Origin of the sequence: Nitrospirillum pindoramense (genome assembly GCF_007827955.1) — a bacterium.
GTDB lineage: Bacteria > Pseudomonadota > Alphaproteobacteria > Azospirillales > Azospirillaceae > Nitrospirillum > Nitrospirillum amazonense_B.
In genome coordinates this window covers 148,461-173,016 of the sequence record NZ_VITR01000007.1, presented here as the reverse complement: position 1 = coordinate 173,016, position 24,556 = coordinate 148,461, and the positions used below count along the sequence as shown (strand labels likewise).

Here is a 24,556-nt window from a genome sequence, read left to right as displayed (position 1 = left end):
AGCGTTGAATTGGGGGGTGTTGAGTTGGCGGCGGCGGCGGCCCATATTCTGGCCCGTTCCGTTCAAGGGTGCCATCATGAGCCAGACCGCCACGACCGTCGATCCCGGTGAAATCCAGCGCTTTTCGGCCATCGCCGCCGAATGGTGGGATGAGGCGGGCAAGTTCCGGCCCCTGCACAAGCTGAACCCCGTGCGGCTGGAATACCTGCGCGACCGCATCTGCGCCCATTTCGGCCGCGATCCACTGGCGCCGCAGCCGCTGAAGGGGCTGCGCCTGGTGGATATCGGCTGTGGCGGCGGCCTGCTGTCCGAACCGCTGGCCCGCATGGGCGCCGAGGTGGTGGGCATCGATGCCGCCGAGCGCAACGTGAAGACGGCCGCCACCCACGCGATGGAAACCGGCACGCCGGTCGATTACCGCCACACCACGGCGGAGGATCTGGTCGCCGCCGGCGAAACCTTCGACGCCGTGCTGTCGCTGGAGGTGGTGGAGCACGTCGCCGACGTGCCCCTGTTCCTGGACAGCCTGGCCGCGCTGCTGAAGCCCGAGGGCCTGCTGGTCATGGCGACGCTGAACCGCACGCCGAAATCCTATCTCATGGCCATCATCGGCGCGGAATACGTGCTGCGCTGGCTGCCGCGCGGCACCCACGACTGGCGCAAGTTCCTGAAGCCGTCCGAGCTGGCCGCGGGCCTGCGCGCCACCGGCCTGACGGTGCGCGAGGTCATGGGGCTGGTCTACAGCCCCTTCAACGACGCCTTCCGCCTGGACGCCCGTGACCTGGACGTCAACTACCTGCTCTGGGCCAGCCGCTGAGGCAACCAGCGGCCAAATTGGCAACACGGCCCAAGCGGCGGCATGACCCCATGCCGCCGTAGCCTGCGACCGCGGGCGCCGGAGCGAGCACCGAAGGGCGCAGCGAGGACAGCCAAAGGCCCGGACGGGCCTGCCGGCGCTCGAGGAAAACGAACTAGGCCGCGTTGCTGGCTTCCGTGTGGGTCAGCAGGGCGTAGATGGCGTCGGCGGTATCGGCACCGCGCAGCTTTTCGCAGAACAGCGGGTTGCGCAGCATGCGGGACACCAGGGCCAGGGCCTTCAGGTGGTCCGCGCCGGCGGATTCGGGGGCCAGCAGCAGGCAGATCAGGTCCACCGGCTGTTCATCGATGGAATCGAAGTCGACCGGCCGGTCCAGGCGGGCGAAAAGGGCGCAGACCTTGGGCAGGGCCGGAAGCTTGCCGTGGGGGATGGCGATGCCGCGCCCCACGCCGGTGGTGCCCAGCCGCTCCCGCTCCAGCAGGACGTCGAAGATGGCCCGCTCATGCTGGCCCGTCAGGTCGGCGGCCCGCTTCGCCATCTCCTGCAGCACCTGCTTTTTGGAGGAGGCCTTGAGATTGGCGACAATGCCGTCCGGCCTCAGCAACTCGACCATCGGCGTCAACAAAAACTGGGACGGCATTGCCACCACACTCACTTACCCGGCTTTCACTTGAAGTGTTATAGGGCGGAAAAGTTACCAAACTTTTCCGCCCCACCCCCGATTCAAGCTTCGGCGATCACCGGCCCCAGGTCAATGGGGGGAACCCCGGGGGCCTCGCCGTTTCAGTGGGTTGCCGCCGATTTTCCGTCGGACGGATCGACCCAGCCGACATTGCCGTCCGGCCGGCGGTAGACCATGTTCAGGTGGCCGTGCGCGCGGTTGCGGAAAAGTAGGGCCGGCAGATCCGCCAGGTCCATGCGCATCACCGCCTCGCTGACCGTCAGCATGTCGATATGGGTCTGCATCTCGGCGATGATCATGGGGTGGTGGTCGGTGCCGTTGCCGTTCACCGCGTGCCTATTGTGGGCGCCCGCCTCATGGCCGCCTTCGTCGGCCTCGTCGTCATGGGCGTCGGCGTTGATGATGTACTTGCGGGCCGGCACGGCGGCCTCGGCCTCGCCATGGACGCGCTGGTGATGGTCGCGCAGCCGACGCTTGTACCGTCGCAGCCGCTTGGCGACGCGCTCCGCCGCCTCGTCGAAGGCGGGATAGGGTTCCGTGGCCTCGGCGTAGGCTTGCAGAAGAATACCGCGGCCCACATGGGCCTGAATGTCCGCCTTGTAGAGGTGCGCCTCGCGCGACAGCACGACGGTCGCCTCGATCGGACTGCTGAAATATTTCTCGACCAACCCGGTCAATGTCGTCTCGACATGGGTGCGCAGGGACTCGCCAACGTCTAGCTGCTTGCCTTTGACGATTATATGCATGGCCTGTCCGTCTCGCTTGGTTGGAAGCCAGGAGTGGCGGCGGCGTGGTGCCTTGCCGTCGGCCGTTACAATAGCCCGCGGCCGGCCTCGTTACGCTGGGAAGGCCAGCCGCCATGCGCCATCCATCGGGCGCATGGTTCAGATCCCAAGGGCCTTCTCCCGGCGACGCTGGACTGAGGAAGGGATCTTCATGGCTTCACGATACTTGGCGACCGTCCGCCGTGCAATGTCGATCCCCTCATCCCGAAGGATCTCGACCAGGCGGTCATCCGAAAGGATCTCGTCCGGCTTCTCCGCGTCGATCAGCACCTTGATGCGGTAGCGCACCGCCTCGGCGGAGTGGGCGGCCTGGCCGTCAGCCCCGGAAATGGCTGATGTAAAAAAGTATTTCAGCTCGAACAGGCCGCGCGGCGTGGCCATGAACTTGTTGGTCGTCACCCGGCTGACCGTCGATTCGTGCATGCCAATCGCCTCCGCTATATCCCGAAGGATAAGGGGGCGCAGGAACTGCAAGCCGTGCAGGAAAAACGCGTCCTGCTGGCGAACGATTTCGGTTGCGACCTTCAGGATGGTGTTGGCGCGCTGGTGCAACGACTTCACCAGCCAGCTGGCCGACTGGAACTGTTCGGCCAAATACTCCTTGTCCTGCTTGTTGCGCGCGGCGCCCTGGATGCGGGCGTAGTAGCGCTGGTTGACCAGCACGCGGGGAAGGGTGTCGCTGTTCAGCTCCACCAGCCAGCCGCCGCCGGGCTGGGCGCGCATCAGGATGTCCGGCACCACGGTGTGCACCGGCTCATGGTCGAAGGCCAGCGCCGGCTTCGGGTTCAGCGCCTTGATCTCCGACACCATGTCGGACAGGTCCTCGGTGTCGACCTGGCAGACCTTCAGCAGGGCCGGCACGTTGCGCGCCGCCAGCAGGGGCAGATTGTCCAGCAGCGCCTGCATGCAGGGGTCCAGCCGGTCCAGTTCGCGCAGCTGCAGGGCCAGGCATTCCTTCAGCGACCGGGCGAAAATGCCCACCGGGTCCAGGCGCTGCAATCGTTCCAGTACCGAAACGACCTGCGATTCGGTGCAGCCCAGCTGGTCCCCGATGATTCCGATGTCGCCGATGAAGTAGCCGGCCTCGTCCAGGTAATCCATCAACGCGAAGGCCACCATCCGGTCCAGCGGATCGGCGATGTCCATGGTGATCTGTTCGGTCAGGTGGTCGCGCAGCGAGACGCTGCCCGACAGCGTCTGCTCGAACGAGTTCTCGTCGTCCTCGAAACTGCCGCCCCGACCGGACCAGTTGCCGAAGGCCTCGCCCCCATCGCCACCACCGTCGGCCCGCATGTCGGCGGCCATGTCCACGGCGCTGGAGTTGGTCCAGACGTTTTCATAATCCGTGTCCAGCGGCGCGTCGCTGGACGGGCCCAGTCGGTCGGATGCGGTGAGGTCGGCCGTGTCGCGGATGGGCTGATCGTCGGCGCGCGCCACAGGGTCCTCACGATCCACGCCATCGGGGGCGGGATCGCGGTTGCGGTCGCCATCATCGCGTTCCAGGAGCGGGTTCTGCTCCATCTCGCGGTCGACGTAGTCGGCCAACTCCAGGTTGGACAGCTGCAACAGCTTAATTGCCTGCTGCAGCTGGGGAGTCATCACCAGCGCCTGGGTCTGCCGAAGATCGAGGCGTTGTTGAAGCGCCATCACCCGCCCAAATTATAACTGTGGCCCGAAATGGAATCGCGCGAATGCGCTTATACTTGCTTTACAGACTGAACCGTTCGCCGAGATAAACGCGACGCACATCCTTGTGCGCCACGATTTCCGACGGTTCACCCTCCATCAATACCATACCGTCGTGAAGAATGTATGCGCGATCAACGATGTCCAGGGTTTCGCGTACGTTGTGATCGGTGATCAGCACGCCGATGCCGCGCTCGCGCAGATGGCTGACCAGCTCGCGGATGTCGTTCACGGCGATGGGGTCGATGCCGGCGAACGGTTCGTCCAGCAGGATGAAGTTGGGTTGGGACGCCAGCGCGCGGGCGATTTCCACGCGCCGACGCTCACCGCCCGACAGCGCCAGGGCCGAGGTGCGGCGCAGATGGCTGATGGAAAACTCCGCCAGCAGTTCATCCAGCGTGGCTTCGCGCTTGTCGCGGTCGGGCTCCACCACCTCCAGCACGGCGCGAATGTTGTTCTCCACCGTCAGGCCGCGGAAGATCGAGGCCTCCTGCGGCAGGTAGCCGATGCCCAGCCGCGCGCGGCGGTACATGGGCAGCTCGGTGACCTCCAGCCCGTCCAGGGTGATGGTGCCGTAATCGGGCATGATCAGCCCGGTCATGATGTAGAAGCTGGTGGTCTTTCCGGCGCCGTTGGGGCCCAGCAGGCCCACGACCTCGCCCCGGCGCACACTGACGCTGACATCGCGCAGGACGGGCCGGCCCTTGTAGCTCTTGCCCAGCTTGGTGGCGGTCAGGCCGCTGTTGGGGTTGTCCGACACCAGACGGGGGCCTTCCGTTTTCGAATCCTTGGGGGTGGCGGGCACCTTGTCCCTTGGCGCCGCCTTGGCGGGTTCGGTCGTCTTGCTCATGGCTGCGCTCCGCCGCCAGGGGGTTTGGTGCTGCCGGCAGGGGCGGCCGGCTGGTCCGACCGCTTGGGCACCAGCACGCTGTGCACGCGCCCGCCCTTGACGGTCTCGTCGGGCAGCATGCGGCTGACCCCTGTGGCGTTGTTGACCTCGGCCCTGTGGCCGTTCACCTGGTTCTGACCCTGGGTCAGTTTCACATCGCCGGTCAGGATGGCGATGCGCGTCTTCACGTTATAGGTGCCGTCGCTGCCGCGGGCGATATCCTTGGGCGTGACGATCAGCACGTTGCCCTTGGCATCCATGCGCGTCATTTCCAGCTGCTTGGCGGCGTTCTGTTCCATGATGCCGACCAGCACGTCGGCGCGGATGCGGTCACCCTTGTCGTTGATGGCGACGGCGTTGCCGCGCGCGACCAGCAACTGCTGCTGTTTCCAGTATTCCAGGGTGTCACGGGCGTAGACGGTGTCGCTGCGCGTGACCAGGTGCAGATGGTCGCCCGTCATCACGGTCACGTCCTGGTCCACGTCGTACACGGCGTGGTCGCCATAGGCCTGCTGGCTGGGGGACGTCATGACCACCTGGCCGTCGGCGGCCATGCGGTACATCTCGGTCGAGCCGTCCTGGGCCTTGCGGTAATAGACCACCAGCGTGTCGCAATGCAGGGTGTCCTCCCCCCGCACAACAACGACATGGCCGCGGGCCACCGCCGCCAGCTGGTCGTTGTGCCATTCCATCGTCTCGTCCGAGGTGATGTCGATGGCGCCCGGCGGGGCGGCCGTTACCTCGGTCGGGGTGAAGGGCAGCAGGCCGGGTTCCCCGGCCACGGCCGGGTTCTGCGCGGGCGGCGCGGCTTTCTTGGTCTTCGTGGCCTTTTCAGCAGCAGGCTTTTTCGCCGCAGCAGCAGGCTTTTCAGCGGCAGACTGGGCCGCGGGCTCCTCCGCGCGGGAGGCGGGCGCCAGGGTGACCAGGGCACAGGCCGCGACCGCCAGACCGCCCAGCAGCAGGGTGCGCATCATCGGGGCGGTTTTTTGCGGGGCCGTTTTCATGAACCGGGTACTCAAGGTTGCTTGCCTCCGGTCCGCGACGGTTCCGCACTGGGGGTAGAGGGAGCGGGTGTGGACAGGGTGGGCGGGGCCGGAATGCGGGGCATGGCGCCGGGGCCGCTGGGCGCGGCGTCGGTATGGCGGTCCTTCTCCACCAGGCGCAGGCGCGCCTTGCCGGTGAAGACGATGGTGCTGCCCTTGTCGGTCATGCGGAAGCCGCCGGCGTCGATGTCGCCGAAGGGGCCCTGGCCGGCGACGCGCGCGTTGCCCCAGGCGATGTTCTTGCTGGTGTCCACTTCCGCCTTGTCGGTGGTGAACTCATAGCCATGGTCGTGGAACAGCGTGACCCTCCCCTCCAGCGTCAGGTGGCCAGACTGCTTGTCGTACCGCCCGGTGTCCCCGTTCAGGGTCACCCACTGCCCATTCTTTAGCGTGATCTCCGCCTCCGGCGAAACAAGATCGATCAGGTTGTCCTGATTGCTCTCCTGCATCGCGCGGTCGGCGCGCACCTCCACCGGGCGGTCGGTCTTGTCCGTGCCCAGGAAATGCGCGTCCAACATCTCCAGCTGCCCCGTGCCGGGGTCGGCGGGGCGCGGGTTGGTGGTTTCCTTGATCAGGGGCCACAGGGCGATGGCCGCGATGGTCAATCCCGCCAGGGTGGGCAGCACCACCTTGGCCTGGTTCACCCGGCGGGTATGGCGGGCGCTGGCGCCGCCCCGTGGGGCCGGTGCGGCTGGGGCAGGTGCGGTTGGAGCGGGCGGGCTGGAAGAGGGACGCGCGGAACCGGCCGGGCTTGCCGGCTGCCGAATCCCGCCCACGTCGCCATGGTCGGCGCCGGGGGTTTCTGAAGGGGGGGGCAGGGTCATGGTTCCACGGGGTTTGGCCGCCAAATGTGGCGCGGGCATGTCACGCGGCACCACGCCGGCTTGGGCGTAATCTACCCGAGCCTGGATTCCACGGTCAAATCGTCATGCGCCGTCCCTTTTTCCAGGGGGGCGCCCCGCGACCCACCCATGCGGATGGGGCCCCGGGACGCGCCGGCGTCGGCCGCGTCAGTGGGCGAAGATGTCCGGCTCGTCCCAGCCGGCCAGGTCCAGCAGGGCGCGGTGCGGCAGGAAGCGGAAGCAGGCCTCGGCCAATTCCGTGCGCCCCTCGCGGGCCAGCACGGCGTCGAACTTGGCCTTGATATCATGCAGGTACAGCACGTCGGAGGCGGCGTACTTCAACTGTTCGGCCGTCAGCTCCTCCGCACCCCAGTCGGACGACTGCTGCTGCTTGGACAGTTCCACGCCCAGCAGGTCGCGGCACAGATCCTTCAGGCCATGGCGGTCGGTGTAGGTGCGCACCAGCTTGGACGCGATCTTGGTGCAGTAGACCGGCGCGGTCAGCACGCCCAGGTATTGGTTCAGCACGGCGATGTCGAAGCGCGCGAAATGGAACAGCTTCAACTGGTCCGGATTGGTCAGCAGGCGCTTCAGGTTGGGCGCGTCGTACTGGCCCTGGCGTAGCTGCACCAGATGGCTGCGGCCGTCGCCGGAAGACAGCTGGATCAGGCACAGCCGGTCGCGGTGCGGGTTCAGGCCCATGGTTTCGGTATCGATGGCCACCACCGGGCCCAGGTCCAGGCCGTCGGGCAAGTCGCCGTCATAGAGATCGATGGGCATCATACCGTCCTTCATGCTGGTGGGGCTGCCGATTAAGGTCCGCGCGTGCTGGGAAGCCGCAAGGGCGCGTATCGGGGTGCGCATTGGGAAGCGGACCCCAGAAACGCCGCGGGCCGCCGGCGTTCCATCGGAACATCGGCGGCCCTGCGACCTTAAACCCGCGCTGAATTGGTGCCCAGGAGAAGACTCGAACTTCCACGACATCTCTGCCACAGGTACCTGAAACCTGCGCGTCTACCAATTCCGCCACCTGGGCAGCGCGGGCCGCCTAAGTACGATTATGGCCGGGGCCTGTCAACACCCTTCTTTCGGCTGGGGCGATATTTTTTGATCGCGCCTTGAAGCCGAGGGACAGTCCTCCGCCGGCATTCAGCAGAGGTGGTGGCGCCGGGCGCAGGTATTCGGGGGAGGGGGCGGAGGCTTTGGCGTTGAAGCAAGCCCCAGAAACGCCGCGGGCCGCCGGTTCCATTTGGAACACGGCGGCCCTGCGTTAAACCCGCGCTGTAATTGGTGCCCAGGAGAAGACTCGAACTTCCACGACATCTCTGCCACAGGTACCTGAAACCTGCGCGTCTACCAATTCCGCCACCTGGGCAGCGCGGGCCGCTTAAGTACGATTATGGCCGGGGCCTGTCAATACTCTTCTTTTGGGATTTTCCGTTTTTTGTGACGTCGCCGCCGGAGGTGGGCCAGCGCCCGCCCGGCGGCCTAGCCGGCGGTCCCCGGGCGACCCAGTGAGGTGCTCACGTGCACACGCACGCACACGCGCATGGGCGCGTCCTCCCCCTTGCATTCCAAGCGCCTAGCCCTGGCCCGCCGGCTTCGCTATAAGCTTGGGTCTTCGGCCGCCGCCGGCCCCGGTCCCACCTCCGCCCGCATGCGGGGTGGCTGGAACCAACGGGTCCGGCGGGTCAATCGTTCAGTGGGCAGAGGGTCTAAGAGGATGGGCACTAGCATTCGTATCGCCACCGTGTTCGGCGGGGCCGGCTTCATCGGCCGCCATGTCATCCGGCGCCTGGCCAAGACGGGCTGCGTCATCCGTGTGCCCGCCCGCCACCCGGGTGAGGCCGCCTTCCTCAAGACCAACGGCGCCGTGGGCCAGATCGTCCCGATGGCCGTGGATGTCGCCGACGACGCCTCCGTCGCCCGCGCCATCGAGGGCGCCGATGTCGTCATCAACCTGATGGGCATCTTGGCCGAGAGCGGCCGCCGCCAGCGCTTCGACCTGGTGCATACCGAGGCCGCCGGCCGCATCGCCCGCCTGGCCAAGGGTGCCGATGTCGCCCGTCTGGTGCATGTATCCGCCCTGGGCGTGGATGCCAACTCCCGCTCCGCCTATTCCCGCAGCAAGGCGGCGGGTGAGCAGGCGGTGCGCGCCGTGTTCCCCGAGGCCACCATCCTGCGCCCCAGCGTGGTGTTCGGACCCGAGGACAACTTCTTCAACCGTTTCGCCGGCATGGCGAAGACGCTGCCCTTCGTTCCGCTGATCGGCGGCGGCGCCACCCGCTTCCAGCCGGTCTATGTCGGTGACGTCGCCGACGCCATCGTCAACGCCGCCACCCGCGCCGGCGCCGAGGGCAAGACCTATGAGCTGGGCGGCCCACGCGCCTATAGCTTCCGTGAGCTGATCCAGCTGACGCTGGACCTGACGGGCCGCAAGACCCGCCTGATCTCCATCCCGTGGGGGCTGGCCAGCCTGCAGGCCGCCTTCCTGGAGATGGTGCCGGGCAAGCCGCTGACCCGTGACCAGGTCATCCTGCTGAAGAGCGACAATGTCCTGTCCGGCAAGCTGCCGGGCCTGGCCGACCTCGGCGTGGCGCCCACCGCCGCCGAGGTGATCCTGCCCACCTATCTGGATCGCTTCCAGGTCGGCGGCCGTTACGGTACCCACCGCCAGGGCCCGTCCCTGCCGCAGCTGACCAAGGTCGACGCCCACGGCACGCATTATTGAGAGATTCCCTTAGACGCCGGACGGCGGATCGGGATCTGAATGGAAAGGGCGCCTTCCCAGCCGGGAGGCGCCCTTTTCGTTGTGCGATTCGGGGGCCGATTCGGGTGCGGGGCACTTCTTAGATATAGACCATCCCCAGCACGACGGCGCCCAGGGCCCAGCAATAGAAGGCGAAGGGGCGCATGGCGTCGACCTCGTGGCGCTTGAACCAGCGCATCAGGGCCCAGACTGCCGCCAGGGCGCAGACGCCTGACACGGCGCCGCCCACCAGCGCGCTCTGGATCACGTCGCCCTCGGCCTGGCGCAGCATCTTGGGCACCACCAGCAGGCTGGCGCCGGCGATGATGGGGGTGGCCAGCAGCATGGAGAAGCGCGCCGCCTCCTCATGGCGCAGGCCCGCCCAGAAGCCCGCCACCATGCTGGCGCCGGAGCGGGAGAAGCCGGGAATCAGGGCCAGGGACTGGGCCAGGCCGATCAGCAGCGCCTGGCCGAAGCCCAACTGCGCCAGGGTGCGGTCTCCCCGCCCGCGCAGACGCTCGCCGAAGAACAGCAGGAAGCCGTTCACAATCAGGAACAGGGCGGCGTTGGCTGGGTCGCTGAAGGCGGCGCGCAGCACCTTTTCGAAGGCCAGGCCCAGGATGGCGGCGGGGATGGTGCCCACCACCAGCAGGGCCAGCACGCGGCGATCCTCGCCGCCCTTGATCACGCCCGTCAGCAGGTTGATCCAGTCACGCCAGAAGAACACCAGCAGGGCGGTGGCCGTGCCCAGGTGCAGCATCACCAGATAGGGCAGGAAGTGTTCCTTGAGGAACGCCTGGTCCAGGCCCCAGCCCAGCAGGAAGGGCGTCAGCACCCCGTGGGCCACGCTGCTGATGGGGAAAAGCTCGGTGATGCCCTGGATGATCGCGAAGATCAGGGTCTGCAAAAAAGACATGGCGCCTCAACGTCTGGGGGCGAAAGACGGCCGGACGGGCCCGGCCGGGGGGACGGCTGCCTGCTTATAGCAGCGGTCGCCGCGGCCCGCGACAATGGCTTGCGGGCGCGGACATCGCCGGCTGACAAAAAATGTAAATCAAAACCACTATATAAATCAATGCTTTGAAAAAATTTGGTAAGCAATCGTGTACTATTGTCTGCGCCAGCAACCCGGGCAGTCACTGCTTTTCCACACGCGAGTCACTTGGCTGGCAATCAATAGGTCAATCAAACTGACCTATCGTGAAAAAAGTGCTGGAGCGGTGGTGTCTAACGACTTATATGAACTCGGCGCACCCGCTTGTGCGCAAGCCCGTGACCCACGACGGTCGCGGGCATCGGGAACACGGCGGTCCCCGCACAGGGCCGCCGATGGAATGTCGGGATCACCCGGCCGGGCTGGGGGCCCGCCGGTTTGGACACGAGGAACAAGGCCATGGCGCAGAAGCAGCAGATGCTCCAGTTCGTCCACACGGACCAGCAGATGCCCGATAAACGGGAACCCGCGCTGCGCCGGCACGATTTCAACGAGATTTACGCCCGCTTCGCCGACGACCAGGCGGTGACGCAGGCCTCGCGCTGCTCGCAGTGCGGCGTGCCCTTCTGCCAGGTGCACTGCCCCGTCTCCAACAACATCCCCGACTGGCTGAAGCTGACGGCCGAGGGCCGCCTGGAAGAGGCCTACGAGGTGTCGCAGGCCACCAACAACTTCCCGGAAATCTGCGGCCGCATCTGCCCGCAGGACCGCCTGTGCGAGGGCAACTGCACCATCGAGCAGTCGACCCACGGCACCGTCACCATCGGCGCGGTCGAGAAGTACATCACCGACACCGCCTGGGAACGCGGCTGGGTGAAGCCGGCCACCCCCGTGCGTGAGCGGCCGCAGAGCGTCGGCATCATCGGCGCCGGCCCCGCCGGCCTGGCCGCCGCCGACCAGCTGCGCCGCAAGGGCTATCAGGTACATGTCTATGACCGCTACGACCGCGTGGGCGGCCTGCTGATCTACGGCATTCCCGGCTTCAAGCTGGAAAAGGACGTGGTGGAGCGCCGGGCGAAGCTGCTGGCCGATGCCGGCGTCGTCTTCCACCTGGGCTTCGAGGTCGGCCGCCATGCCACGCTGGGCCAACTGCGGGTGCAGCACGACGCCATCCTGATCGCCACCGGCGTCTACAAGGCGCGTGAGTTGGAAGGCCCGGGCAGCGGCGTGGACGGCATCGTCCCGGCGCTGGACTATCTGACCGCCAGCAACCGCACAAGCCTGGGCGACACGGTGGTCGATTTTGAGAACGGCCGCCTGAATGCCAAGGGCAAGAACGTCGTCGTCATCGGCGGTGGCGACACCGCCATGGACTGCGTGCGCACCGCCATTCGCCAGGGGGCGAAGTCGGTGAAGTGCCTGTACCGCCGCAACCGCGCCAACATGCCGGGCAGCCAGCGCGAGGTGGCCCATGCCGAGGAAGAGGGCGTGGAATTCGTGTGGCAGGCCGCCCCGGACGCCTTCCTGGGCGACCGCCAGGTGACCGGCGTGCGCGCCCACCGCATGCACATGGGTGTGGCCGACGCCTCCGGTCGCCAGACGCCGCAGCCCATCGAAGGCTCGGCCTTCACGCTGGAGGCTGACCTGGTGATCAAGGCCCTGGGCTTCGATCCCGAGCCGCTGCCCACCCTGTTCGGTGAACCGGGCCTGAAGGTCAGCCGCTGGGGCACCGTCATGGCCGACCCGCGCACCCTGATGACCAACCTGGAGGGCGTGTTCGCCGCCGGCGACATCGTGCGCGGCGCCTCCCTGGTCGTCTGGGGCATCCGCGACGGCCGCGACGCCGCCGCCGGCATCCATAACTACATCACCGCCCGCGCCGCCGCCGCGCTGGCCGCCGAGTAAGAGGGGGATTGGACATGAGCGAAATGATCGAGAACGGCAGCCCCCTTTCCGTGTCCAACGGGAACCACGCCGAAACCGGCGCCCAATTCGTCGAGCGGTACCGTGATGCCGCCCGCCGCCTGGAGGACGCGCACGTCTGGTCGCCTGAGATGGAGCATGACGCCTGCGGCGTGGGCTTCGTCGCCGCCCTGGACGGCAAGCCCCGCCGCTCCGTCGTGGAGAAGGCGGTGGAGGCGCTCAGCGCCCTGTGGCATCGCGGCGCCGTGGACGCCGACGGCAAGACCGGCGATGGCGCCGGCATCCACCTGCAGATCCCGCAGAGCTTTTTCCGCGAGCACGTGGCCCGCAGCGGCCACCTGCCGCCCGAGGGCTTGATTTCCGTCGGCCAGGTCTTCCTGCCCCGCACCGACATGGAGGCGCAGGAGCGTTGCCGCTGCATCGTCGAGACGGAAATCCTGAAGTTCGGCTACATCATCTATGGCTGGCGCCAGGTCCCCATCAACATCGAGATCATCGGCGAGAAGGCCAACGCCACCCGCCCCGAGATCGAGCAGATCATGGTGGGCAACCCGCGCAACATCCCCGAAGACCAGTTGGAGCGTGACCTGTACGTCATCCGCCGCCGCATCGAGAAGGCGGTGAAGGCGGAAAGCATCAGCGACTTCTACATCTGCACGCTGTCCTGCCGGTCCATCATCTACAAGGGCATGTTCCTGGCGGAACAGCTGACGTCCTTCTATCCGGACCTGCTGGACGAGCGCTTCGAGTCCAACTTCGCCATCTACCATCAGCGCTATTCCACCAACACCTTCCCCACCTGGTGGCTGGCCCAGCCCTTCCGCATGCTGGCGCACAACGGCGAAGTCAACACGCTGCGCGGCAACGTCAATTGGATGAAGGCGCACGAGACCCGCATGGGTCACGAGATCTTCGGCAACCTGATCGAGGACGTGAAGCCCATCATCCCCGCCGGCGGGTCCGACAGCGCCTGCCTGGACGCGGTGTTCGAGGTGCTGGTGCGCTCCGGCCGTTCCGCCCCCATGGTCAAGACCATGCTGGTGCCGGAGGCCTGGTCCGACCGCGAGACCATGCCCCAGAACCACCGCGACCTCTACAGCTACGCCAACGCGGTGATGGAGCCGTGGGACGGCCCGGCGGCGCTGGCCATGTATGACGGCCGCTGGGTCGTGGGCGGCATGGACCGCAACGGCCTGCGCCCCATGCGCTACGTCGTCACCGGCGACGGGCTGCTGATCGCCGGTTCCGAGACCGGCATGACCAAGGTCGAGGAATATACGGTGCGCGAGAAGGGCCGCCTGGGCCCGGGGCAGATGATCGCCTTGGACCTGGCCGAGGGCCGCCTCTACAAGGACCGGGAGATCAAGGACACCCTGGCCGCCGGCAAGCCCTATGGCAGCTGGGTGCGCCACATCACGGCGCTGGACGATCTGGTGAAGGGGGCGCCCGCCGCCACGGCCGAACTCAGCCGCGACCAGTTGCGTCGCCGCCAGGTGGCCTACGGCATCTCCATGGAGGATGTGGAGACCATCCTGCACCCCATGGTGGAGGATGCGAAGGAGGCCGTGGGCTCCATGGGTGACGACAGCCCGCTGGCCGTGCTGTCCGATCGTTACCGTGGTTTGCACCACTATTTCCGCCAGAACTTCAGCCAGGTCACCAACCCGCCCATCGACAGCCTGCGCGAGCAGCGGGTGATGAGCCTGAAGACCCGCCTGGGCAATTTGGGCAACATCCTGGACGAGGATGACAGCCAGACCCGCCTGCTGCAGCTGGAAACCCCCGTCCTGACGACGGCGGAATTCACCGCCATGCGCCGCTACATGGGCGACACGGCGGCGGAGATCGACTGCACGTTCGACCCCGCCGGCGGCGAGTTCGCCATGAACGACGCCCTGCGCCGCGTGCGGCAGGAGGCGGAGGACGCGGTGCGCGGCGGCGCCACCCACCTGATCCTGACGGACGAGGCCATGGGGCCCGGCCGCGCCGCCCTGCCCATGATCCTGGTGACGGGGGCCGTCCACACCCACCTGATCCGCCAGCAGTTGCGCACCTTCACGTCGGTGAACGTGCGGGCGGGCGAGTGCCTGGACGTGCATTATTTCGCCGTGCTGATCGGCGTGGGCGCCACCACGGTCAACGCCTACCTGGCGCAGGAGGCCATCGCCGACCGCCAGCGGCGTGGCCTGTTCGGCGACATGCCTCTGGAAAAGTGCCTGGAGCGGTACAAGAAGGCCATCAACGAAGGCCTGCTGAAGATCATGTCCAAGATGGGCATCTCCATCGTCTCCAGCTATCGCGGTGGCTTGAACTTCGAGGCGGTGGGCCTGTCCCGCTCGCTGGTGGCCGAACACTTCCCCGGCATGATCAGCCGCATCTCCGGCCTGGGCCTGGTCGGCATCCAGAAGGACGTGCTGGAGCAGCATGCCCTGGCCTGGAACGAGGAGGTCGTGGCCCTGCCCATCGGCGGCTTCTACAAGTTCCGCAAGGGCGGCGACCGCCACGCCTGGGAAGGCGGCCTGATCCACCTGCTGCAGCAGGCGGTGTCCAACGACAGCTATTCCACCTTCAAGCGCTACTCCGAGGGCGTGCACAAGCGTCCGCCCATGCAGTTGCGCGACCTGCTGGACTTCCGCCCCTCCAAGGGCAAGGTCCCGGTGGACGAGGTGGAGAGCATCACCGCCATCCGCAAGCGCTTCATTACCCCGGCCATGTCGCTGGGCGCCCTCAGCCCCGAGGCGCACGGCACGCTGAACGTCGCCATGAACCGCATCGGCGCCAAGTCCGACTCGGGTGAGGGCGGTGAGGATCCGGCGCGCTTCAAGCCGGACGCCAACGGCGACAACTGGAACTCCGCCATCAAGCAGGTGGCGTCGGGCCGCTTCGGCGTCACCGCCGAATACCTGAACCAGTGCCGCGAGATCGAGATCAAGGTGGCCCAGGGCGCCAAGCCCGGCGAGGGCGGGCAGCTGCCCGGCTTCAAGGTGACGGAACTGATCGCCCGCCTGCGTCACAGCACGCCCGGCGTCATGCTGATCAGCCCGCCGCCGCACCATGACATCTATTCGATCGAGGATCTGGCGCAGCTGATCTATGACCTGAAGCAGATCAACCCGGACGCCAAGGTCTGCGTGAAGCTGGTCAGCCGCTCCGGCATCGGCACCATCGCCGCCGGCGTGGCCAAGGCCGGCGCCGACGTCATCCTGGTGTCGGGCAATGTCGGCGGCACCGGTGCCTCGCCTCAGACCAGCGTGAAGTTCGCCGGCCTGCCCTGGGAGATGGGTCTCAGCGAGGTGCAGCAGGTTCTGACCCTGAACCGCCTGCGCCACCGCGTCACCCTGCGCACCGACGGCGGCCTGAAGACCGGCCGCGACATCGTCATGGCGGCGATGCTGGGCGCCGAGGAGTTCGGCGTGGGCACCGCCAGCCTGATCGCCATGGGCTGCATCATGGTGCGCCAGTGCCACAGCAACACCTGCCCGGTGGGCGTGTGCGTGCAGGACGAGGCGCTGCGCCAGAAGTTCGTGGGCACGCCGGAAAAGGTGGTGAACCTGTTCAGCTTCATGGCCGAAGAGGTGCGCGAGATCCTGGCCGGCCTGGGCTTCCGCACCCTGCGCGATGTCATAGGCCGCACCGACCTGCTGCACCAGGTCAGCCGTGGCGCCGTCCACCTGGACGACCTGGACCTGAACCCGCTGCTGGCCCAGGCCGATCCGGCCGGCGACAGTGCGCGGTATTGCACCCAGGTGGGCCGCAACGAGGTGCCGGACACCCTGGATGCCCAGATGATCCGCGACGCCCGTCAGCTGTTCGAGGACGGCGAGAAGATGCAGCTGGCCTATAACGTCCAGAACACGCATCGCGCCATCGGCACCCGGATGTCGGCCATGATCACCCGCAAGTTCGGGATGAGCGGGCTGCAGCCCGGCCACTGCACGGTGCGGCTGCGCGGCTCCGCCGGCCAGTCGCTGGGCGCCTTCGCTGTCCAGGGCCTGACCCTGGAGGTGTTCGGCGACGCCAACGACTATGTCGGCAAGGGCCTGTCGGGCGGCACCATCATCGTCCGGCCCATGACGGCCACGCCGTTGAAGTCGAACGAGAACACCATCATCGGCAACACGGTGCTGTACGGCGCCACGGCCGGCAAGCTGTTCGCCGCCGGCCAGGCGGGTGAGCGCTTCGCCGTCCGCAACTCCGGCGCCACCGTGGTGGTGGAGGGCTGCGGCTCCAACGGCTGCGAGTACATGACGGGCGGCATGGTGGTCATCCTGGGCGGCGTGGGCGACAACTTCGCGGCCGGCATGACCGGCGGCATGGCCTTCGTCTATGACGAGAGCGGCACCCTGCCGCTGCACATCAACCCGGATAGCGTCATCTTCCAGCGCATCGAGGTCCAGCATTACGAGGACATGCTGGTGTCCCTGATCGAGGAGCACGTGGCGCGCACGCAGAGCCGCTGGGCCATGACCCTGCTGAACGACTGGCCGCTGGTGCGCGGCCACTTCTGGCAGGTCGTGCCCAAGGAGATGCTGCACCGCCTGGCGGTGCCCGTCGTCCCGCCCCAGGCGCTGAGCGCCGAGTGAGCCTTCCAGTCAGGCGGCCCGGTTTCGACCGGGCCGCACGCTGAAAAATAGGACCGCCGCCGGTACGCACCGGTGGCGGTCTTTCCTTATGGGATCAGTTGGCGTCGGCGTTCTCGCCGGACGCACGTCGCAGCGCCGGCCCGGTGACCTGGAAGACCGGGCCGCCATTGTAGGTGAAGTACAGCCTGTTCTGGCTGTGGGCGATCAGCACATGGTGCGCCCGCAGGAAATCGGCGCCCAGCAGCATTTCCGGCCCGCCGCTGGTGTCGAAGCGGGTGCGCGATCCGGCATCGGCGTAGCTGGCCGAGCCGTTCAGGTCACTGAAGCGCAGCTTGGCGCGCTTGATGGTTTCATCGCCCAGGGTGAAGCCGTCGAAGACACCCACCCAATCCTGGACGAGCTTGGCGCCGATGCCTTCGCTCTTCTCCCCCATAACCACGCCTGGCGTGTCGGGGGTGACGCCGGCGCGGCTGGCCGCCTCCAGGGACAGAACGGAATGGGTGGCGCCACTGTCCAGGATGGCCCTTACCGGTTTGCCGCCGACGGTGACATCCAGGACGATGCTGGGCGCCTGCCAGTCCACCGGCCGGAAGTCGGCGGTCATGGCGTTTTCAGCCCAAAAACCCAGGAAGGCGCTGTCGCAGCCCCGCGGCTGGTACAGGTTGATGATGTTGTGCGCCAGGTCGATTTCGACGTCGAACTTGCGGAACACGTCCTCGCCCAGCAGGCCCACGACATCCTCGCGGCCGATGCGACGCTCCCCCGCCAGCTTCAGGGGCATGTCGGTGACCGTCTGCTTGCCCAGGGTGAAGGTCTTGATGCGCGTGCCCTGGATGTCGCTGCGGCCGCCCACGCCCACCAGCGTGCCGTTGCGCCCGCTGAAACTGGGCAGGTCCAACTCCTCCGCCTTGCTGCGCAGGATCATGCTGAGGGCGGAGCCGGTGTCGACCAGGAAATAGACCGGGTGGCCATTGACCGCCACCTTCACCAACGGCTGGTTGCCGTCCATCTCGACGGGCAGGGTGTCCGACTTGATCATCTGGCAGGTCTCGGCGGCCTGGGCCGCCGCCCCGGCCACCAGCGCCCCAGCCACCAGCACCCCACCGGCCACGGAAAAGGCGGCCACGATGGCCCCCGCCACGGCACGCCCCACGACCCTCCGCATCCGCTCCCCCATTTCCCGCACGGCGCCCTATTGTTCGCATTCGTGCGCGGAAAAGTGCGCGCAAATGGTGTGGGGATCAAGGGACGCCTGGTCCCGCCCGGGTCACGGGCTCGGGGACGATGGTGCGGGGTTGGTGGGCGCTGACGTCGCGGGTGCCGGCTGATCCGTCTGAAACACCGTGCCGCCGACATAGCTGACGTACAGCTTGCCCTGGCTGTGGGCGATCATCACATGGTGCGCCCGCAGGAAGTCCGCCCCCAGCAGCATGCCCGCCGGCATCACCTGCGTTTGGATGTGCGATCCGGTGGGGGTTAAAGCGCTGTGCTTGAACATATCACCGAAGCGCATTTTGGGGTGACGGATGGTTTCTTCGCCGATGCTGAAGCTGTCGAAGGTACCGATCCATGTCTGCTCCCGCCGTGCGCCGATGCCGCCGACCCTGCCCACTTCGACCACACCGGGGCTGTCGGGGCCGACACCGGCGCGGGCGGCGTCGGCCTTGGTCAGGATGGAATAGTAGGCGCCGGAATCCAGGTCGGCGCGCACGTGCTCCCCATTCACCTCGACCATAACCTGGATATCGGCGTGTTCCCGGGTCACTGTCGGAAATTCCGCGACCGTGAAGGGATCGTCCCAGGGAATGAGGTCGACGTCGTCGCAGTTCTTGGTGTCATAGAGATTGATTTTGCCGTGGCTCAAATCCATCTCGACGTCGAATTGCCGCAACAGATCCTCGCCCAGGACCCCGGCCGTGGTCACAGGACCGTCGCCGCCCTGGTTACTTCCCACCACGTTCAGCTTCAGGTTCTTCACCGACGCCGCGTCCAGGGTCAGGTTGTCCACCGTGGTGATCCAGACATCGCTGCCGCCGCCGACGCCGTAGACGGTGGCCCCCTCCACCGTGTTCAGGCGTAGACCCAGCTTCTCGGCCGACCCGCGGAACAGCAGGCTGGCGAAGGAACCGGTATCGACCAGGAAGTACACCGGCTGGCCGTTGATGCTGCCCTGGATCAGGGGGCGGTTGCCCTCCATCTTGACCGGCAGGCTGGCCACCTTGGCGAATTGGCATTTCGGCGCGGCCTGCGCGGGCGCAGCCGCCAACGCCAGCCCCATCAGTCCCAGGCCCGCCAGCCGCCCCGCACCACCCCAGGCTTTGAATCCAAAACCCATTTCCCGTTCATCCCCTGTTCCGGATCCCTTTTGGACCCATTCTTGGCAACAATTTATCGTCGCGCGCGGGTATGGGGAAGCATGATTGCAACTACCGCGCCCCTCTCGCCGACGAGAGGGGCGGGAAATGGCGTGCGGTTCTTGGTCGCACCCGCCTGGCGTCGTGGAACTCAGGACGTCGTCCGCACACGGGCGACGGCGCGCTTCCATCCGTCGTACAGGCGCTCCCGCGCGGCGGGGTCGGCGGCGGGCTCGAACCGCCGCTCCTCCCGCCACAAGGTGGCGATGGCGTCCAGGCTGGGGAACAGGCCGGCGGCTAGGCCGGCCAGGAAGGCGGCGCCCAGGGCCGTGGTCTCGGTCACGGCGGGGCGTTCCACCGTCAGGTCCAGCTGGTCGGCCAGGAACTGCATCAGCCAGTCATTGGCGGCCATGCCGCCATCGACGCGCAGGGCGGTCAGGGCGCAGCCGCCGTCCGCCGCCATGGCGTCCATCAGGTCGCGGGTCTGGTAGCAGACGGACTCCAGGGCCGCGCGCACGATGTGGCTGACCCCGCTGTCCCGGGTCAGTCCCAGGATGGCGCCGCGCGCGTCCGGGTCCCAGTAGGGGGCGCCCAGGCCGGTGAAGGCCGGCACCAGATAGACGCCGCCGGTATCGGCCAGGGCTGCCGCGTGGCCCTGGGTGGCCGCCGCGTCGGGGATCAGCCGCAAGCCGTCGCGCAGCCATTGCACGGCGGCGCCCGCCACGAAGATCGACCCCTCCAGCGCGTAGCTGGCGCGGCCGTCCAGGCGGTAGGCCAGGGTGGTCAGCAGCCGGTGGGCGGACGGGCGCGGCCGGTCGCCGATGTTCATCAGGGCGAAGCAGCCGGTGCCATAGGTGCTCTTGATCATGCCCGGGGCCAGGCAGGCTTGGCCGATGGCGGCGGCCTGCTGGTCGCCCGCCATGCCCAGCACGGGGATGGGGCGGCCCAGCAGATCTGCCGTGGCGATACCGAAGGGGCCGGAATTGTCCAGCACCCGGGGCAGGACGGCCGCGGGTATGCCGAACAGGCGCAGCAATTCCGCGTCCCAGTCCAGGGTTTCCAGGTTGAACAGCAGGGTGCGGGCGGCGTTGGTGGCGTCGGTCGCGTGCACCTGGCCGCCGGTCAGTCGCCACAGCAGGAAGCAGTCGATGGTGCCGAAGGCCAGCTCCCCGGCCTCGGCCCGGCGGCGCGCACCGGGCACGGTGTCCAGGATCCAGGCCAGCTTGGTGGCGGAGAAATAGGGGTCCAGCAGCAGGCCGGTGCGCTGGCGCACCATGGCTTCCGCCCCTTCGCGGCGCAGGGCCTGGCACAGTCCGGCGGTGCGGCGATCCTGCCAGACGATGGCGGGGTGCAACACCTCCCCCGTGCGGCGGTCCCACACCACCGTCGTTTCACGCTGGTTGGTGATGCCGATGGCGGCCACGCGGGCGGCATCCACCCCGGCCTTGTCGACCACGCCCCGGCAGACGGCGACGGTGTCGCGCCAGATATCCTCGGGGGCGTGCTCCACCTGACCGTCGGCGGGGTAGTGCTGCGGCAGTTCCCGCTGGGCCGTGGCCATGGGCCGGCCCCCGGCGTCGAACAGGATGGCGCGGGTCGAGGTGGTACCCTGGTCGATGGCCAGGATCAGGTCGGCGGGCATCGGGGCTCCTCCCTCAGGGTCTTGTTATCACGGGCCTTGGTCGCCCGTGCGCTGTACGCCGACGGTGCGTCGCGGGGGCCACCCTGTCAACGCCGGGGTCGGAAAAAGCTATCCAGAAGGGGGGCGAAAAGTCCTGCGTAATGGGGTTGACGCGGAACTGTAACAGGCGCACCATCTGTCTTACCGAAGCACTCAGGAGGCATCAGAAACCAGATTAGCCCACCAGATCAGGTAAATCGTCGAATGCATGCAGTATTCGATGTGTTGCCCGTAACCAGGAGGGTGCGTCAAACCATGACTCCACCGATGCGTACTGTATGAGTTGTGTGATCAACTCCACATATATAGCTGTAGCTAACGCCGGTTGCTAACCGGTGTATCGCTCGATGGATATCTGAGCTTCGCTGAAGCCAAAAGAACCCCCGCGACCCTGACCGGCGCGGGGGTTCGCTTTTTGGGGCATGGGAACAGGGGCGGGACGCCGCTTTCACCGACGGTTCACCCCGCGCCATGACCTCTATAGGGGTGCGCTTAGGCACCGGACACCGTATATAGGGTGAAGACGGCAGGCCGATGGTGCGGCCGCTGGAGGAATCGAGGGCCGGGGCCGATGGGTTTGATGGGCCTGCTGCGCGGCATGGGGCTGACCGCCCCGAAAAAGCCCGCACCGAAAACCAGGACCAAGGCGCGGGTAACGCCGACCACGGTGTCGCACTTGCGCGTGGCGGGGATAGCCCAGCCGGTCGAGGTGCGGCGCAGCCCGCGCGCCCGCCGCCTGTCGCTCAAGGTCGATGGTGCCACCGACACCGTGCGCGTCACCGTGCCGCCCCGCGTCGGCGATGCTGAAATCGCGGGCTTCGTCGGGCGGCATCTGGATTGGGTGAACGCCCGCCTGGCGGCGCTGCCGCCGCGCCAGCCCTTCATCGATGGCATGGCGGTCCCCTTGCTGGGCCGTTCGGCCATCATCCGTCATGACGCCGGCCGCCGGGGGGGCGCCCACCTGGTGGAAGGGCCGGGTGGACTGGACCTGCGCGTGGGTGGCGAGGCGGAGTTCCTAAATCGACGCGTGACCGACTTCCTGAAGGCGGAGGCGCGGCGCCACCTGTCGGCCTTGACGGCGGACACGGCCGCCCGCGCCGGTTTGCGCGCCAGCGGCGTCTCCGTGCGCGACACCCGCAGCCGCTGGGGCAGTTGCTCCGCCACCGGGCGCATCAGCTATTCCTGGCGCCTGATCCTGGCCCCGCCGCAGATCATCGAGTACGTCGTGGCGCACGAGGTGGCGCATCTCAAGGAGATGAACCACGGGCCGAAGTTCTGGACCTTGTGCGCGGAACTGGCTGGCGACGTGGACAAGCCCCGCGCCTGGTTGAAAGCCCATGGAGCCAAGCTGCACCGGTTTGGGTGATTGGGCTCCTGGGTGTTCATAGAGCCGTCAGCGGCATCAGATCCGATCTGATGCCGCTGTAGGGCGCGACCGCGTCCGCCGGAGCGAGCACCGCAGGGCGCAGCGAGGAAGCCAAGGCCACGGATGTGGCCGCCCGGCGTTTGAGGGGGCCATTGATCCGTTAGGACCAATGGCCACTCCATCACGCCTCCAGCGCCTTCACGCCCGGCAGCTCCTTGCCTTCCAGCCATTCCAGGAAGGCGCCGCCGGCGGTGGAGATGTAGCTGAAGGCGTCTGCCACGCCGGCATGCTCCAGGGCCGCCACGGTATCGCCGCCGCCGGCCACGGACAGGACGGTGCCGGCCTTGGTCAGGTCGGCCACGATCTTGGCCACGGCGTTGGTGGCGGCGTCGAAGGGCTCGATCTCGAAGGCGCCCATGGGGCCGTTCCACACCACCGTCTTGGCGGTGGCCAGCTTCTCGCCGTAATAGGCGACGGTGGCGGGGCCGGCGTCCAGGATCATCTCATCGGCGGCGATGTCGCCGGGGGCGGCGATGCGCGAGGGGGCGTGGGCCTTGAACTGCTTGGCCACCGCGCCGTCCTTGGGCAGCAGGATCTGGCAACCACCGGCCTCGGCCTTGGCCAGGATGGCGCGGGCCTGATCGGCCATGTCCTTCTCCGCCAGCGAGGCGCCGACGTCCACGCCCTGGGCGTAGAGGAAGGTGTTGGCCATGCCGCCGCCCAGCGCCAGGATGTCGACCTTGCCCACCAGGTTCAGCAGCAGGTCCAGCTTCGTGCTGATCTTGGCGCCGCCGACCACGGCGGCCACCGGCCGCTGTGGCTGGCCCAGGGCCTTGGACAGGGCCACCAGTTCCGCCTGCATCAGGCGGCCGGCGGCCGCCGGCAGCAGGCGGGCCAGCGCCTCTGTCGAGGCATGGGCGCGGTGGGCGGCGGAGAAGGCGTCGTTGACGTAAAGGTCGCCCAGCTTGGCCAGCTCGGCGGCGAAGGCGGGGTCGTTCTTCTCTTCCCCGGCGTGGAAGCGCAGGTTCTCCAGCACCAGCACCTGGCCCTTTTCCAGGCCGCGGATGGCGTCCTGGGCCGGCTTGCCGATGCAGTCGCTGGCGAAGGCCACGGGCGCGCCCAAGGCGTCGGACAGGGCCGGCACCACCTGGCGCAGGGAGTTCTTCTCATCCGGGCCGTTCTTGGGCCGGCCGAAATGCGACAGCACCACGACCTTGGCGCCCTTGGACGCCAGTTCCTTCAAGGTGGGGACCAGACGGACCAGGCGGGTGGCGTCCGTGACCTGGCCGTCCTGCACCGGGACGTTGAGGTCGGCGCGGACCAGCACGGTGCGGCTGGCGGGGGCGATATCGTCTAGGGTCTTGAAGGTCATGATCTCGTTTCCCGGCCCATAAAAGCGAAAGACGGGGGCCAAGGAAGCATAGGCGGGACCCTGTTGCAACCGCACAAGGCGGCCCGCTACACCAGTCTGGCCGAAAGGCGGATGGCGGCGCGCGGTGATTGAAGGGATAGAGGGGACGTTCGTGATCTACTACATCCTTTTCCTGGTCATCCTGGCCCTGGCCACCTTGGTACTGGCCCGCCGCGGCGTGCTGGAGGGGCGGGTGCTGGCCGCCGGCCTGCTGGTCCTGCCCGGGGTGACGGCCATGGAGGGATGGGCTGCGCGTGACATGGGCGCCCTGGGCCTGTCCGGCGGCCATGTCGGGCCCGTGACCCTGCTGCTGATCCTGGGCGCCTGCGTGGAGGAGGCGGGGCGCTACCTACTGCTGTCGCTCAGCAACCGCGACACCCGCGCGGCGGTCAGCGCCGGCTACGCCTGGGCGGCGTGGGAACTGGGCGGGGCGGTCTGGGCGCTGGCGCGCGGCATGCTGCCCCTGTGCGCCGCCGGCAATCCGCATTGCTTCGGCCTGGGATTTCCGCCCTTGCTGGCGCTGGGCACGGTGCTGGTGGCGCGGTCGGTGCCCAGCCTGCTGCACGTCGCCCTGTCGTTCGGGCAGCTTTGGGCGGTGCGGGCGACCTACCCGGTGGCCCGCGCGCTATGGTTCACCCTCATGGTGGTGGTGCACCTGGCCATCAACCTGGCCATCGTGCGGCATGGACACCTGTGACGGTGCGCTGGCCAGCCCGCGAAAGTTTCACCTTTACCCATATTGTCGCGGGCCCTCGCGTCCTATAGCGTTGAGGGACATGGGTGCGCCCCTGCGGCCGCCGCCCCTGTCAAT

The 24,556-nt window shown here is 67.5% G+C and carries 18 protein-coding genes and 2 tRNA genes; 6 read left to right on the top strand and 14 right to left on the bottom strand.

What is annotated here, in order from left to right; genetic code table 11:
* Positions 1–73 precede the first annotated feature (73 nt).
* Positions 74–817 (top strand): bifunctional 2-polyprenyl-6-hydroxyphenol methylase/3-demethylubiquinol 3-O-methyltransferase UbiG, encoded by a 744-nt coding sequence (ubiG, locus tag FBZ90_RS13535; RefSeq protein ID WP_420872602.1) that lies wholly within the window; start codon positions 74–76, stop codon positions 815–817.
* 154 nt (positions 818–971) lie between these two features.
* On the opposite strand, the gene ptsN is transcribed toward ubiG, so the two are convergent.
* From ptsN to FBZ90_RS13490, 9 genes are all read right to left on the bottom strand, one after another.
* Entirely contained in the window at positions 972–1,430 is a 459-nt protein-coding gene (ptsN, locus tag FBZ90_RS13530; protein ID WP_145733212.1) for a PTS IIA-like nitrogen regulatory protein PtsN, read from the bottom strand.
* Positions 1,431–1,600: 170 nt separating this feature from the next.
* Positions 1,601–2,245 carry a ribosome hibernation-promoting factor, HPF/YfiA family gene (gene hpf / locus FBZ90_RS13525; RefSeq protein ID WP_145732854.1) on the bottom strand — a complete coding sequence of 215 codons (645 nt, stop codon included), beginning with the start codon at positions 2,243–2,245 and terminating at the stop codon, positions 1,601–1,603.
* A gap of 138 nt (positions 2,246–2,383) precedes the next feature.
* Complete coding sequence (gene rpoN / locus FBZ90_RS13520) at positions 2,384–3,931, bottom strand: RNA polymerase factor sigma-54 (protein WP_145732852.1); 1,548 nt, start codon at positions 3,929–3,931, stop codon at positions 2,384–2,386.
* Between the two features lie 61 nt (positions 3,932–3,992).
* Complete coding sequence (gene lptB, locus FBZ90_RS13515) at positions 3,993–4,820, bottom strand: LPS export ABC transporter ATP-binding protein (RefSeq protein ID WP_145732850.1); 828 nt, start codon at positions 4,818–4,820, stop codon at positions 3,993–3,995.
* On the bottom strand, positions 4,817–5,833 hold the full coding sequence (locus FBZ90_RS13510) for an LptA/OstA family protein (protein WP_145732847.1): 1,017 nt from the start codon (positions 5,831–5,833) through the stop codon (positions 4,817–4,819). The genes lptB and FBZ90_RS13510 overlap by 4 nt, the downstream gene beginning before the upstream one ends.
* Positions 5,834–5,874: 41 nt before the next feature.
* Entirely contained in the window at positions 5,875–6,726 is an 852-nt protein-coding gene (gene lptC, locus FBZ90_RS13505) for an LPS export ABC transporter periplasmic protein LptC (protein WP_186455798.1), read from the bottom strand.
* A gap of 186 nt (positions 6,727–6,912) precedes the next feature.
* Entirely contained in the window at positions 6,913–7,524 is a 612-nt protein-coding gene (locus tag FBZ90_RS13500; protein ID WP_145733210.1) for a ribonuclease D, read from the bottom strand.
* Positions 7,525–7,693: 169 nt separating this feature from the next.
* Positions 7,694–7,780, bottom strand: a tRNA-Leu gene (locus FBZ90_RS13495).
* Positions 7,781–8,032: 252 nt separating this feature from the next.
* Positions 8,033–8,119 (bottom strand) — tRNA-Leu (locus tag FBZ90_RS13490).
* Between the two features lie 348 nt (positions 8,120–8,467).
* Here FBZ90_RS13490 and FBZ90_RS13485 point away from each other — a divergent pair.
* Entirely contained in the window at positions 8,468–9,475 is a 1,008-nt protein-coding gene (locus tag FBZ90_RS13485; protein ID WP_145732843.1) for a complex I NDUFA9 subunit family protein, read from the top strand.
* A gap of 118 nt (positions 9,476–9,593) precedes the next feature.
* Here FBZ90_RS13485 and FBZ90_RS13480 read toward each other — a convergent pair whose 3' ends face one another.
* Complete coding sequence (locus tag FBZ90_RS13480; RefSeq protein ID WP_145732842.1) at positions 9,594–10,409, bottom strand: undecaprenyl-diphosphate phosphatase; 816 nt, start codon at positions 10,407–10,409, stop codon at positions 9,594–9,596.
* Positions 10,410–10,886: 477 nt separating this feature from the next.
* Between FBZ90_RS13480 and FBZ90_RS13475 the strand changes: the two genes are divergently transcribed.
* Positions 10,887–12,332, top strand: coding sequence for an NAD(P)-dependent oxidoreductase (locus FBZ90_RS13475; RefSeq protein ID WP_145732841.1), 1,446 nt, complete (start codon positions 10,887–10,889; stop codon positions 12,330–12,332).
* A gap of 23 nt (positions 12,333–12,355) precedes the next feature.
* Positions 12,356–16,933 (top strand): glutamate synthase large subunit, encoded by a 4,578-nt coding sequence (gene gltB, locus FBZ90_RS13470; protein WP_145733208.1) that lies wholly within the window; start codon positions 12,356–12,358, stop codon positions 16,931–16,933.
* A gap of 94 nt (positions 16,934–17,027) precedes the next feature.
* On the opposite strand, the gene FBZ90_RS13465 is transcribed toward gltB, so the two are convergent.
* From FBZ90_RS13465 to glpK, 3 genes are all read right to left on the bottom strand, one after another.
* Positions 17,028–18,098: a retroviral-like aspartic protease family protein gene (locus tag FBZ90_RS13465; protein WP_145732839.1), complete on the bottom strand. Its 1,071-nt coding sequence runs from the start codon at positions 18,096–18,098 to the stop codon at positions 17,028–17,030.
* Between the two features lie 102 nt (positions 18,099–18,200).
* Entirely contained in the window at positions 18,201–19,268 is a 1,068-nt protein-coding gene (locus tag FBZ90_RS13460; protein WP_186455797.1) for a retroviral-like aspartic protease family protein, read from the bottom strand.
* Positions 19,269–19,438: 170 nt separating this feature from the next.
* Entirely contained in the window at positions 19,439–20,929 is a 1,491-nt protein-coding gene (gene glpK / locus FBZ90_RS13455; RefSeq protein ID WP_145732837.1) for a glycerol kinase GlpK, read from the bottom strand.
* 610 nt (positions 20,930–21,539) lie between these two features.
* Between glpK and FBZ90_RS13450 the strand changes: the two genes are divergently transcribed.
* Entirely contained in the window at positions 21,540–22,334 is a 795-nt protein-coding gene (locus FBZ90_RS13450; RefSeq protein ID WP_246130396.1) for a M48 family metallopeptidase, read from the top strand.
* A gap of 181 nt (positions 22,335–22,515) precedes the next feature.
* On the opposite strand, the gene FBZ90_RS13445 is transcribed toward FBZ90_RS13450, so the two are convergent.
* Positions 22,516–23,709 (bottom strand): phosphoglycerate kinase, encoded by a 1,194-nt coding sequence (locus tag FBZ90_RS13445; RefSeq protein WP_211102030.1) that lies wholly within the window; start codon positions 23,707–23,709, stop codon positions 22,516–22,518.
* 148 nt (positions 23,710–23,857) lie between these two features.
* Here FBZ90_RS13445 and FBZ90_RS13440 point away from each other — a divergent pair, with 148 nt between their 5' ends.
* The gene (locus tag FBZ90_RS13440) at positions 23,858–24,442 is read left to right on the top strand and encodes a hypothetical protein (RefSeq protein WP_145732834.1); all 585 of its coding nucleotides are present in this window, start codon (positions 23,858–23,860) and stop codon (positions 24,440–24,442) included.
* Positions 24,443–24,556: the final 114 nt, after the last annotated feature.

Excerpts from the sequence above, each read along its gene's own strand:
- ptsN (WP_145733212.1), bottom strand. The coding sequence starts at position 1,430 with ATGGTCGAGTTGCTGAGGCCGGACGGCATTGTCGCCAATCTCAAGGCC.
- hpf (WP_145732854.1), bottom strand. The coding sequence starts at position 2,245 with ATGCATATAATCGTCAAAGGCAAGCAGCTAGACGTTGGCGAGTCCCTG.
- rpoN (WP_145732852.1), bottom strand. The coding sequence starts at position 3,931 with ATGGCGCTTCAACAACGCCTCGATCTTCGGCAGACCCAGGCGCTGGTG.
- lptB (WP_145732850.1), bottom strand. The coding sequence starts at position 4,820 with ATGAGCAAGACGACCGAACCCGCCAAGGCGGCGCCAAGGGACAAGGTG.
- FBZ90_RS13510 (WP_145732847.1), bottom strand. The coding sequence starts at position 5,833 with ATGATGCGCACCCTGCTGCTGGGCGGTCTGGCGGTCGCGGCCTGTGCC.
- lptC (WP_186455798.1), bottom strand. The coding sequence starts at position 6,726 with ATGACCCTGCCCCCCCCTTCAGAAACCCCCGGCGCCGACCATGGCGAC.
- FBZ90_RS13500 (WP_145733210.1), bottom strand. The coding sequence starts at position 7,524 with ATGCCCATCGATCTCTATGACGGCGACTTGCCCGACGGCCTGGACCTG.
- FBZ90_RS13485 (WP_145732843.1), top strand. The coding sequence starts at position 8,468 with ATGGGCACTAGCATTCGTATCGCCACCGTGTTCGGCGGGGCCGGCTTC.
- FBZ90_RS13480 (WP_145732842.1), bottom strand. The coding sequence starts at position 10,409 with ATGTCTTTTTTGCAGACCCTGATCTTCGCGATCATCCAGGGCATCACC.
- FBZ90_RS13475 (WP_145732841.1), top strand. The coding sequence starts at position 10,887 with ATGGCGCAGAAGCAGCAGATGCTCCAGTTCGTCCACACGGACCAGCAG.
- gltB (WP_145733208.1), top strand. The coding sequence starts at position 12,356 with ATGATCGAGAACGGCAGCCCCCTTTCCGTGTCCAACGGGAACCACGCC.
- FBZ90_RS13465 (WP_145732839.1), bottom strand. The coding sequence starts at position 18,098 with ATGCGGAGGGTCGTGGGGCGTGCCGTGGCGGGGGCCATCGTGGCCGCC.
- FBZ90_RS13460 (WP_186455797.1), bottom strand. The coding sequence starts at position 19,268 with ATGGGTTTTGGATTCAAAGCCTGGGGTGGTGCGGGGCGGCTGGCGGGC.
- glpK (WP_145732837.1), bottom strand. The coding sequence starts at position 20,929 with ATGCCCGCCGACCTGATCCTGGCCATCGACCAGGGTACCACCTCGACC.
- FBZ90_RS13450 (WP_246130396.1), top strand. The coding sequence starts at position 21,540 with ATGGGTTTGATGGGCCTGCTGCGCGGCATGGGGCTGACCGCCCCGAAA.